The 10,897-nt window shown below is 64.1% G+C and carries 10 protein-coding genes; 8 read left to right on the top strand and 2 right to left on the bottom strand.

The window, feature by feature from the left end:
* The first annotated feature begins 24 nt into the window (after positions 1 to 24).
* Positions 25 to 1,245, top strand: coding sequence for an NAD(P)/FAD-dependent oxidoreductase (locus tag C7G41_RS11520; RefSeq protein ID WP_106942668.1), 1,221 nt, complete (start codon positions 25 to 27; stop codon positions 1,243 to 1,245).
* 153 nt (positions 1,246 to 1,398) lie between these two features.
* Here the strand turns inward: C7G41_RS11520 and C7G41_RS11515 are convergent, their stop codons facing one another.
* Complete coding sequence (locus C7G41_RS11515) at positions 1,399 to 2,316, bottom strand: ribokinase (protein ID WP_106942667.1); 918 nt, start codon at positions 2,314 to 2,316, stop codon at positions 1,399 to 1,401.
* A gap of 32 nt (positions 2,317 to 2,348) precedes the next feature.
* A complete protein-coding gene (locus tag C7G41_RS11510; protein ID WP_106942666.1) occupies positions 2,349 to 3,242 on the bottom strand; it encodes a sugar kinase in 894 nt (297 codons plus the stop codon).
* A gap of 210 nt (positions 3,243 to 3,452) precedes the next feature.
* Here C7G41_RS11510 and C7G41_RS11505 point away from each other — a divergent pair, with 210 nt between their 5' ends.
* From C7G41_RS11505 to C7G41_RS11475, 7 genes are all read left to right on the top strand, one after another.
* The gene (locus tag C7G41_RS11505; RefSeq protein ID WP_106942665.1) at positions 3,453 to 4,301 is read left to right on the top strand and encodes a VOC family protein; all 849 of its coding nucleotides are present in this window, start codon (positions 3,453 to 3,455) and stop codon (positions 4,299 to 4,301) included.
* Between the two features lie 150 nt (positions 4,302 to 4,451).
* Entirely contained in the window at positions 4,452 to 5,159 is a 708-nt protein-coding gene (locus C7G41_RS11500) for a TetR/AcrR family transcriptional regulator (RefSeq protein ID WP_199198309.1), read from the top strand.
* A 307-nt stretch (positions 5,160 to 5,466) separates the two neighbouring features.
* The gene (locus tag C7G41_RS11495; protein ID WP_106942663.1) at positions 5,467 to 6,276 is read left to right on the top strand and encodes an ABC transporter permease; all 810 of its coding nucleotides are present in this window, start codon (positions 5,467 to 5,469) and stop codon (positions 6,274 to 6,276) included.
* Positions 6,277 to 6,338: 62 nt separating this feature from the next.
* Entirely contained in the window at positions 6,339 to 7,331 is a 993-nt protein-coding gene (locus tag C7G41_RS11490) for an ABC transporter substrate-binding protein (RefSeq protein WP_199198308.1), read from the top strand.
* Between the two features lie 151 nt (positions 7,332 to 7,482).
* Positions 7,483 to 8,328 (top strand): ABC transporter ATP-binding protein, encoded by an 846-nt coding sequence (locus C7G41_RS11485; RefSeq protein WP_106942661.1) that lies wholly within the window; start codon positions 7,483 to 7,485, stop codon positions 8,326 to 8,328.
* Positions 8,329 to 8,332: 4 nt separating this feature from the next.
* Positions 8,333 to 9,730 (top strand): hypothetical protein, encoded by a 1,398-nt coding sequence (locus C7G41_RS11480; protein WP_106942660.1) that lies wholly within the window; start codon positions 8,333 to 8,335, stop codon positions 9,728 to 9,730.
* Positions 9,727 to 10,878: a Gfo/Idh/MocA family protein gene (locus C7G41_RS11475; RefSeq protein WP_106942659.1), complete on the top strand. Its 1,152-nt coding sequence runs from the start codon at positions 9,727 to 9,729 to the stop codon at positions 10,876 to 10,878. The genes C7G41_RS11480 and C7G41_RS11475 overlap by 4 nt, the downstream gene beginning before the upstream one ends.
* The last annotated feature ends 19 nt before the right edge of the window (positions 10,879 to 10,897 follow it).

Raw genomic sequence — 10,897 nt, 5'->3', positions numbered from 1 at the left:
TGTCTTGCGGAAATGGGCTGTCCAATGACGGATGGTCCGGTGGTCATTATCGGTGCCGGCCATGGCGGCTACCAGGTCGCGGCATCGCTGCGCCAGGCGGGATTTTCCGCGCCCATTTGCCTGATCAATGACGAGGCGCATCTGCCCTATCAGCGGCCGCCGTTGTCCAAGGCCTACATCAAGGGCGCGGCCGGGCCGGAGAGCCTGATGTTCCGGCCGGAGAAATTCTACCAGGACCAGACCATCGAGCTGGTCGCGGGCCGCGCCGTGTCGATCGACCGCGCGGGGCGCAAATTGCTGCTCGCCTCGGGCAGGACGCTGCCCTACGGCCACCTCGTGCTGGCGACCGGCGCGCGCAACCGGCTGCTCGATCTGCCCAATGCGAACCTTCCCGACGTGAAATATCTGCGCATCCTCGACGAGAGCGAGGCGCTGCGAAAGATCATACCGTCGAAGACGCGGGTGGTGGTGATCGGCGCCGGCTTCATCGGCCTCGAATTCGCAGCCACCGCGCGCATCAAGGGCCTCGAGGTCGACGTGCTCGAACTCGCCCCGCGCGTGATGGCACGCGCGGTGACGGCGGAGGTCTCGGAGTATTTTCAGGCGCGGCATCGCGAGGCCGGCATCCGCATTCACCTCGGCGTGCAGGCAACGTCCATCGAAGCGAAGGATGGCAAGGTCACCGGCGTCTCCTTGAGCGACGGAAGGCATCTGCCGGCAGATCTCGTCGTGGTCGGCGTCGGCGTGCTGCCGAACATCGAGCTTGCGGCGGAGGCGGGGCTGCCGGTCGCGGCCGGTATCATCGTCGACGAATATCTCTCGACGGCCGATCCCGATATCTCCGCGATCGGCGACTGCGCGCTGTTCAAAAGCCCGCGCTTCGGCGGATCGCAGCGGCTGGAATCGGTGCAGAATGCCACCGATCACGCGCGCTGCCTCGCGGCGCGGCTGACTGGCGACCGCAAGGCCTATGACAGCCATCCATGGTTCTGGAGCGACCAGGGCGAGGACAAGCTCCAGATCGCGGGCCTTACCACCGGCTACGACCGCGTCGTACTGCGCGGCGATCCCGCCAAGAAGGCGTTCTCGGCGTTCTGCTATAAGGGCGACAGTCTGCTCGGCATCGAATCGATCAACCGTGCCGGCGACCACATGTTCGGCCGCCGCCTGTTCGGCCTGGATCGCTCAATCACGCCGGAGCAGGCCGCCGATGAAAGCTTTGACCTGAAGGGCGCGCTGGCGTGATCTCTTCTCCCTCGCCCCGCTTGCGGGGAGAGGGTCGGGGTGAGGGGCTCTCTCCGCAAATGAGATGAGCCTGAAACCCCTACCCCCTCACCCGGATTGCATCTTCGATGCAATCCGACCTCTCCCCGCAAGCGGGGCGAGGTAAGAAAGGCATCAGTTCGCATTGAGAACTGCCGCGACTTCCTCCGCCGTCGGCATCGACGGCCCCGCGCCCATGCGCTGCACGGAGATCGAGGCGGCGGCATTGGCGAACGCGAGTGCTACGCGCAGTGCTGCGCCGTCGGCAAGTTGCGCCGCGAGCGCTCCCACAAAACAGTCGCCTGCGCCTGTGGTGTCGACCGCCTTCACCACGCGGCCGGGCACCGAAATCTCCTCGCGTCCGGCGAGCGCCAGCACGCCGCGCTTGCCGAGGGTCGCGCAGATGGTCTGGTCCTCGCGCGCCTGAAGTTTTCGCGCAACGTCGATGATCCGCGCAGCCTCGTCACTGTCGGACAACTCGACGCCGGCGAGGAGACCGAGCTCGGTCTCGTTCAGCACGAGGATGTCGACGAGCGCGAGCAATTCGCCCGACATGGTTTGTGCCGGGGCCGGATTGAGCAGCGTCGTGGCGCCGGCCGCACGGGCGCGCCGGAAGAAGGCGGCGATCGTCGGCAGCGGGATCTCGAATTGGCTGACCGCGACATCACCCTTCGTCAGCGGGACGGACGCGACGTCATCGAGACCGACGAGCGCATTGCTGCCGGGAATGACGACGATGGTGTTGTCGGCCTCCGCCACCGTGATGATGGCCGTGCCGGTGTGCGCCTCGGCCGTCTCGCGGATCGCGCCGATATCGATGCCTTGCGCGCTGAGGAACGTCCTCAGCTCACCGCCGAACGAATCGTTGCCCAGCCGCCCAATCAGCGTGGTCCTCGCCCCAAGCCGTGATGCCGCGACCGCTTGGTTGGCGCCCTTGCCGCCCGGGAAATACAGCACCTGCTTGCCGGCGACGGTCTCGCCGACTTTCGGATGGCGATCGGCTGTCGCCACGACATCCATGTTGATGCTGCCGGCGACGAAGACGCGCCCCATGAGAAACCTCAGATGAGAAACCTCGGCGAACGCTAGACCCTGACCTCGAACTCGTGCCTGACCTTGGCGATGTCGACAAGCGTCGGCAGGCCGGCTTCGTTGCCAAGGCGCTGGATCTTGAAGGTCGAGGCGGCGCGGGCAAAATCGAAATGCTCGCGCCAGCTTTTGCCGGGATGGGCGAGATAGGAATAGACATAGGCGCCGTGGAAGACGTCGCCGGCGCCGTTGGTGTCGATCACGCGCTCGCGCGGAATCGGCATCGCCGGCATGATCTCGACTGCGCCCGTTTCGTTGTACCAGAGCAGGCCCTTCTCGCCCATGGTGATGCCGCCGATCTTGCAGCCGCGGCTCTTGAGATAGTCCAGCATCTTCTCCGGCGTCAGATCCATCTGTTCGCACAGGCGCTCGGCGACGATGGCGACGTCGATGAATTCCAATAGCTCATGGGTGTTGGTGCGCAGGCCGCCACCGTCGAGCGAGGTCAGGATGCCGGCCTCGCGGCAGACTTTTGCGTAGTGGAGCGCGGCATCGGGCTGATGACCGTCGACATGCAGCGCGCGGCAGCCGCCGAGATTGAGCATCGGGAACGGATGGATGTGGTCGTCGTCGCGGCAGCGGACGATGGCGCGCTTGCCGTCCTTCGGCATGATGAAGGACAGCGAGGACTGATTGACCTTCCGGCCGTGGAGTGAGATCGCGTACTTCGCGCACATGTCCATGAACATGCGGCCGAGCCAGTCATTGGCCGCGGTGGCGATCAGATCGGGGACGATGCCGAGCTTGGCGCAGCAGAACGCTGCCGTCACCGCATTGCCGCCGAAGGAGACCGCGTAGTCGGAGGCCACGTGCTTCTCGTCGCCGGTCGGCATGTGGTCGGTGATGAAGACGACGTCGATATAGGTCTGTCCGATGAAGAGAGCCTGCATTGCTTGTCCGTGATGCGCTTGTGGTCCCGGCCGGCGTGCTTACTGTAACACCGGTTCCGCCGAGGGACCGCTGAAATTATTCGCAAAACCGCCGCTCGGAGTGCTTGAGGTCGGCATGCGGCCGGAATACGACCATCACCGGGCAATGCCAAGTCCGGACAAACGCCGTCTCTCGGTCCACGGTTCCGGGCCGATCAACAGGGGGGAAGCATGATCACCGGCCTCGATCACGTCGTCGCACTGGTCAGGGATATCGGTGCGGCCAAGGCGGCCTATCAGACGCTGCTCGGGCGCGCGCCGGCCTGGCAGAACTCGGGCGAGGGCGCCGACCGGGTGCTGTTCACCCTCGAAAATATGACGATCGAATTGATGGCGCCGATCGGCTTCAGCGTGACCGCCGACCGCATGCGCGCGCTGCTCGACGACCACGAAGGCGTGCTCGCCAGCCTGTGCTTTCGTGTCGCGGACATGAGCAAAATGCACCGGCGGCTGGAGCGGGTGGCGCTCAAGCCGGATCCGGTTGCCGAGGTCGAAAGCAGCGACGCGGAGAGCGGTGCGGTCCTGCACTGGAAACGGACGCGCGCCGCCACGGAGCTCACGCGCGGCGTGCGCATGTTCTTCCTCGAACTGGCTGATGAGCGTCCGCTCTCGCCGGCGACCGATATCGCGCCGATCGACGCGCTCGACCACGTCGTGATCACCACCGAGGAGTCCGATCGCGCCGCCGCGCTCTATGGCGCGCGGCTCGGGCTCGATCTGGCGCTCGACCGCTCGCACCAGGATTGGGGCCAGCTGATGTTCTTCCGCTGCGGCGATCTCGTCGTCGAGGTCGTGCGCCGCCCCGTTGCGGGCGGCGATCTCCTGCATGACCGCCTCTGGGGCCTGAGCTGGCGGGTGGCCGACATCGACGCCACGCGCGCGCGCCTGATCGCCGCCGGTCTCGACGTCACCGAAGTGCGCAACGGCCGCAAGCCGGGCACGCGGGTGATGACGGTGCGGACCGGCACCTGCGGCATCCAGACCGTGCTGCTGGAGCGCTCGCCGAAGCCGGTGGATTAGGGGGCGTCTCTCTTCCGTCATTGCGAGCGTAGCGAAGCAATCCAGAATCCCTCCGCGGCGACATTCTGGATTGCTTCGTCGCAAGGGCTCCTCGCAATGACGGCGCCGGCGTGTTACATGCGTTTTGTGAGCACCCAGCGAGCAACCGGTTTGGCAAAGGCAAAGCGAACTCTGAAATGGCAGCGCGATCCTGAAGGGATGCGGCTGCGCATTCTCGAAGCCGCCAAGCAGGAATTCTCGGCCCATGGGCTCGCCGGCGCGCGCGTCGACCGCATTGCGGCCAACGCCGGTGCCAACAAGCGGATGCTCTATTATCACGTCGGCAACAAGGACGAACTCTATCTCGCCGTGCTCGAAGGCGCCTATGACAAGATCCGCAGCGAAGAGCGCGGGCTCGATCTCGAACATCTCGACCCGCCCGAGGCCATCCGCCGCCTGATCGAGTTCACCTGGAATTATTTCCTGCGCAATCCCGAATTCCTGTCGTTGCTCCAGACCGAGAACCTCGCGCGCGCAAAGCACCTGAAGCGCTCGACCAAGGTCAAGTCGATGCACTCGCCCTTCGTCGAGATGATCGGCACCGTGGTGCGGCGCGGTGTGTCCAGCGGCGACTTCAAGGTCGCGGTCGATCCTGTCCAGCTCTACATCTCGATCGCGGGACTGTGCTTCTTCTATCTGTCGAACTCGGCGACGCTCAGCGTGATCTTCGGTCGCGATTTGCTCGCCAAGGACGCCAAGGACGAGCGGCTGGACCACATGGTCGGCCTCGTGCTGGCCGCGCTGACGGGGCAGTCGGCCGCGCTGTTAGCCATGACGAAGGCGCCGAAGTCGCGCGCCGCGGTGGCGCAGACGGTTTAGCGGCAGTTCGCGCGCCGCTCGACGGATACTTCCCCGCTCCCCCAAATCTCAGCTGTCATCGCCCGGCTTGACCGGGCGATCCAGTACTTCGAGACGGTTGTGGTCGAACCGATGGGCCGCGGCGTCCTGGATTCCCCGCCTTCGCGGGGAATGACACCGAGCGGGGTGGCGCGATGATCCGACACGCTCCCCGTCACGACTTCCAACTTCCGGAACCCCACCCAAAACGTCGCAGCAAAACCGCTGGACAGTATTTATCCAACGGGTTAATTTCTCTCCCAACGAACAAGACTGCCGGGAGTGAGACGTGGCTGAGCTGAAGCCGCAGAGTGCGGTGTCCAAGATGCTGAACGCGGCCTGGATCCGGCCGTTTTTGTTCCTGGTGTTCATCGTCGTGGCCTGGGATTTCGCGATCCGGCTGTTCAAGATTCCCGCCTATCAGATCCCGTCGCCGGGCGATGTCATTGCGGTGCTGCGCACCGATTGGCCGGAACTGCTGCGCCAGTCCTGGCCGACGACCTATGCCACCGTCTGCGGCTTCGCGCTCTCGGCGCTTTTTGGTATCCCCATCGCGATGCTGATCGCGGGATCCAAGACGGTGGAGAGCTACGTCTATCCGCTGCTGGTGTTCTCGCAATCCGTGCCGAAGATCGCGATCGCGCCGCTGTTCGTGGTGTGGTTCGGCTTCGGCATCATTCCGAAAGTGATCTCGGCGTTCCTGCTTGGGTTTTTCCCGGTGGTGGTCTCCGCCGTGCAGGGCTTCAAATCGGTCGATCCGGATATGGTCGATCTCGCCCGAGCCATGCAGGGCAGCCGCTTCCAGGTGTTTTGCGCGGTGAACCTGCCGCATGCGCTGCCGGCGATCTTCTCGGGCCTCAAAGTGTCGGTGACGCTCGCCGTCGTCGGCGCCGTCGTCGGCGAGTTCGTCGGCTCCAATTCCGGCATCGGCTATGTGATGCAGCGCTCGATCGGAACCTTCGACCTGCCGACGATGTTCGCAGCGCTGGTGATCCTCGCGCTGCTCGGCGTCATCCTGTTCTGGATTGTGGACCGGATCGAGAAGCTGGTCATTCCCTGGCATGTCAGCCAGCGCGAAGACGTGATTTTCGCCTCTTAACACCAACCAAAGCAACGAACGGCCGCCAACGGCCGACGCAACAACGGCAAGGGAGAGTGACGATGAAGCGGTGGATAGGAGCTGTCTCGGCGGCGCTGATGGTGTTTGCGGCCATGCCGGCGCAGGCGGCCGACAAGGTCGTGCTGATGCTCAACTGGTACGTCTATGGCGAGCACGCGCCGTTCTATTACGGCAAGGCCAAGGGCATCTACGCGGCCGAGGGCATCGATCTCGAGATTCAGGAAGGTCGCGGCTCGGCCGCGACCACGCAGGCGGTGGCGGCCAAGACCGCCGATTTCGGCTATGTCGACGTGCCCACCATGATGCGCGCCGCGATCAAGGGTGCGCCAGTGGTCGCAACCGGCGTGCTGCTCCAGACCAGCCCGATGTCCGCCATGGGTTTCGTCGACAAGAACATCAAGAAGCCTGAGGATATCAAGGGCAAGACGGTCGCGATCACGCCGGCCGATTCCATGACCCAGATCTGGCCCTTGTTCCTGAAGAAGACCGGCCTGAAGGAGAGCGACTTCCAGACCGTTGCCGGCGACGGCCAGACCAAGCTCAACGCGGTCATCAACGGCCAGGCCGATCTCCTGCTCGGTTACGTCATGGACCAGTCGATGAAGATCAAGGACGCCACCGGCAAGGACGTCTATCCGATCAAGTTCGCCGACTACGGCATCAACATGGTCTCCTCGGGCATCATCGCCAACGCCGACTATGTGAAAGCCAATGCCGATCTCGTCCGCCGCTTCATGTCGGCGACGACCAAGGCGGTCGAGGCCGCCGAGAAGGAGCCGAAGGCGGCGGCGCAATCGATCCTCGATGCCAACCCCAAGGGCGGCAAGATCGATACGCTGACGCAGGGCTTTGAGCTGACAATTCCGCTCTATCGGACCGCGGAGACCAAGGGAAAGCGGCCGTTCCAGGTCACCGACCAGAACATGACTGATACCGTCAACCTGATGGTCGAATATGGCGGGCTCGACGCCAAGGCGAAGGACAACCCGAAGGCGTTCTACACCAACGACTACCTGCCGAAGAGCGGTTCGTGAGCCATAAAGTTCCGCTGTCGTCCCGGCGAAAGCCGGGACCCATAACCACCGGCCACACTTGTTGCGAAAGGTCCTCACCCGTGTGCCCAAACGATCCGGGACGGCGTATGGGTCCCGGCTTTTGCCGGGACGACGGTCGGAGAGAGCTGGGATGAACGCTGCGACCAAACCAATCGAAGCGCAGCCGGCCGCGCATCTGAGACTGGTGAGCGACCGGGCCGCGGGCGATGCGTCGGGCATCAAACTGTCCGGCGTGTCGAAGACATACCGGACGCGCGACGGCGATGTGCCATCGTTGCGGCCGCTCGACTTCCATATCAACGACGGCGAGTTCTTCGTCGTGGTCGGCCCATCCGGTTGCGGCAAGTCCACGCTGCTCAAGCTGATCTCGGGATTGCTGCCGCCGACGACGGGCGAAATCCTGGTCGAGGGTGAGAAGGTGACGGCGCCACACGGCAATGTCGGCATCGTGTTCCAGAATGCGCTGCTGCTGCCGTGGCGCAACATCCTGTCCAACGTCATGCTGCCGATCGACATGAAGCGGCTGCCGCAGCAGACATATCTCGATCGCGCCAAGGCGCTGTTGAAGATGGTCGGGCTCGAAGGTTTCGAGAGGAAGCTGCCGTGGCAGCTCTCCGGGGGCATGCAGCAGCGCGCCTCGATCTGCCGCGCGCTGGTGCATGATCCCAGAATCATGCTGATGGACGAGCCGTTCGGCGCGCTCGATGCACTGACGCGCGAGCGCATGAATGTCGAGCTGATGCGGATCCAGCGCGAGACCAGGAAGACGGTGCTGCTGATCACGCACTCGATCCCCGAGGCCGTGTTCCTCGCCGATCGCGTGCTGGTCATGACCGAGCGGCCAGGCGCGATCGCCGCGATCTACGACGTGCCGCTGCCGCGCCCGCGCTCGCTCGACGTGATGGCCGATCCTGTTTTCACCGAGCTCGTGCAGCGCATCCGCAAGCATTTCTTCTCGCAAGGGGCGTTGGACTAGGATCATGGCGCCGCGCCTGAAGCTGCGAGACATCACCTTCTTCGAACGACCCGTGCATTTCGCGCGACCGTTCCGCTTTGGCGCGATCACGATCAACGCGACGCCCCAGCTGTTCGTGCGGGTCGAGATCGAGGTCGAGGGCAGAGGCGCTGCGGTCGGCGCCAGCGCCGAATTGCTGGTGCCGAAATGGTTCGACAAGCGGCCGGAGCTGTCGCCGGCGCAGACCGTCGATGATCTGCGCCGTTCGCTGGAGATCGCGCGGGGGCTTTATCTTGCGCGAACCGGATTTCTGACGGCATTCGATCTGCATGCCTCCTGCATCGGTGCCCAGATCGCAACTTGCGCGAAAAAGAACATTCCGGCGCTTGCGGCGGCTTACGGCCCCGCGGAAATCGACAAAGCGATCCTCGATGCGCTGCTCCGTGCCGCCGAGACCAATTTTTTTGACGGCATGGCCGGCAACATTGCCGGCATCGATGCGCGGTTGTCACCCGACCTGAAGGAAGCGGATCTCACGACGTTTCTATCCCGCCGGAAGCCGCTGCCGCGTGTTGCCATCAGGCATACCGTCGGTCTCGACGATCCCATTGAAGGTGAGGGCGGGGTTGCCGATGCCCGCGAGAACTCCGGTGCAAGATACTTCAAGCTGAAGCTGTCGGGGGACCCCGTCGCCGATGCAGCGCGGCTGGCGCGCATCGGCAAGGAGCTCGATGCGCTGGCGCGTGACTACAAGGTGACGCTCGATGCCAACGAGCAATATGCCGATCTTGCGGCGTTGCATGCATTGATCGACCGGCTCGACCACGATCCCGCGCTGCGATCGATTTCATCAAGGCTGCTCTATGTCGAGCAGCCGATGCCGCGCGATGTCACGAGGCAGTCGCCGCTCGGCTCGCTCGCGGTGCGCGGCTTCATCATCGACGAAGCCGACGATTCCTATGACGCGTTTCCCGCGGCACGGGCGCTCGGCTATTGCGGCATCTCCTCGAAATCCTGCAAAGGGCTTTACAAGTCCATCGTCAACGCGACGCGCTCGGCGAAATGGAGCACGGCCGGCGAAAGATTTTTCGTGACCGGCGAGGACCTCACCTGCCAGGCGGGCCTCGCCGTGCAGCAGGATCTCGCGCTCGGCGCGTTCATTGGCATCGCGCATGCCGAGCGCAACGGCCATCATTACGTCGACGGCTTCGGTGACACGCCTGCCGCTGAAGCCCAGGCCTTCGCCGCCGCACATCCCGATCTCTATGCCGATGCTGGGCAGGGCATCCGGCTCTCCATCCACGACGGCGATCTCCTGACGGGATCGCTCAATGCAATGGGCTTTGCGACGTCGGTCCATCCGGACTGGTCGGCGCTTCGCCCGCTCGAACAGCCAAAATCACTTCAGGAGCAATCGGCATGACCACCCAACGCCTCGGCCTCATCATGAACGGCGTCACCGGCCGCATGGGGCTCAACCAGCATCTGATCCGCTCGATCGTCGCGATCCGCGAGCAGGGCGGCGTCCGCTTGAAGAACGGCGACCGCGTGATGCCCGATCCGATCCTGGTCGGCCGCAGCGCCGAGAAAGTCGAGGCGCTCGCGAAGCGATTCAACGTTGCGCGCTGGACCACCGACCTCGATGCGGCCCTCGCCGACAAGAACGACACCATGTTCTTCGATGCCGCGACCACGCAGGCACGGCCCGGTCTGCTCACGCAGGCCATCAATGCCGGCAAGCATGTCTATTGCGAGAAGCCGATCGCGACGAATTTCGAGGCGGCGCTCGAGGTCGTCAAGCTCGCCAATTCCAAGGGCATCAAGCACGGCACGGTGCAGGACAAGCTGTTCCTGCCCGGCCTGAAGAAGATTGCCTTCCTGCGCGACTCCGGCTTCTTCGGCCGCATCCTCTCAGTGCGCGGCGAGTTCGGCTATTGGGTGTTCGAAGGCGGCTGGCAGGAGGCGCAGCGGCCGTCATGGAATTACCGCGACGAGGACGGTGGCGGCATCATCCTCGACATGGTTTGCCACTGGCGCTACGTGCTCGACAATCTCTTCGGCGAGGTCGAGAGCGTGAGCTGCATCGGCAACACCGACATTCCCGAGCGTTTCGACGAGCAGGGCAAGAAGTACAAGGCGACCGCCGACGACTCCGCCTATGCGACGTTCCAGCTCAAGGGCGGCGCCATTGCCCACATCAACATGTCCTGGGTGACGCGCGTCTATCGCGACGATCTCGTCACCTTCCAGGTCGACGGCACGCTCGGCTCGGCCGTCGCCGGCCTCTCCGACTGCATGATCCAGGCGCGGCAGGCGACGCCGCGGCCGGTGTGGAATCCCGATGAGAAGCGGCTGCACGATTTCTACGGCGACTGGCAGAAGCTGCCTGACAACATCACTTACGACAACGGCTTTAAAGAGCAGTGGGAGATGTTCATCCGCCACGTCTACGAGGATGCGCCCTACAAGTTCACGCTGCTCGAAGGCGTGAAGGGCGTACAGCTCGCCGAATGTGCGCTGAAGAGCTGGAAGGAGCGGCGCTGGATCGACGTCGCCCCGATCAAGGTCTGAGGTCTATTGGACAAGTGTC

Origin of the sequence: Bradyrhizobium sp. MOS002, from assembly GCF_003020115.1 — a bacterium.
Lineage (GTDB): Bacteria > Pseudomonadota > Alphaproteobacteria > Rhizobiales > Xanthobacteraceae > Bradyrhizobium.
Note: the sequence above shows the minus strand (reverse complement) of the source record. Positions and strands in the feature narration are given on the sequence as shown.

Coding starts and splice junctions, on each gene's coding strand:
- C7G41_RS11520 (WP_106942668.1), top strand. CDS start 25: ATGACGGATGGTCCGGTGGTCATTATCGGTGCCGGCCATGGCGGCTAC.
- C7G41_RS11515 (WP_106942667.1), bottom strand. CDS start 2,316: ATGGGGCGCGTCTTCGTCGCCGGCAGCATCAACATGGATGTCGTGGCG.
- C7G41_RS11510 (WP_106942666.1), bottom strand. CDS start 3,242: ATGCAGGCTCTCTTCATCGGACAGACCTATATCGACGTCGTCTTCATC.
- C7G41_RS11505 (WP_106942665.1), top strand. CDS start 3,453: ATGATCACCGGCCTCGATCACGTCGTCGCACTGGTCAGGGATATCGGT.
- C7G41_RS11490 (WP_199198308.1), top strand. CDS start 6,339: ATGAAGCGGTGGATAGGAGCTGTCTCGGCGGCGCTGATGGTGTTTGCG.
- C7G41_RS11485 (WP_106942661.1), top strand. CDS start 7,483: ATGAACGCTGCGACCAAACCAATCGAAGCGCAGCCGGCCGCGCATCTG.
- C7G41_RS11480 (WP_106942660.1), top strand. CDS start 8,333: ATGGCGCCGCGCCTGAAGCTGCGAGACATCACCTTCTTCGAACGACCC.
- C7G41_RS11475 (WP_106942659.1), top strand. CDS start 9,727: ATGACCACCCAACGCCTCGGCCTCATCATGAACGGCGTCACCGGCCGC.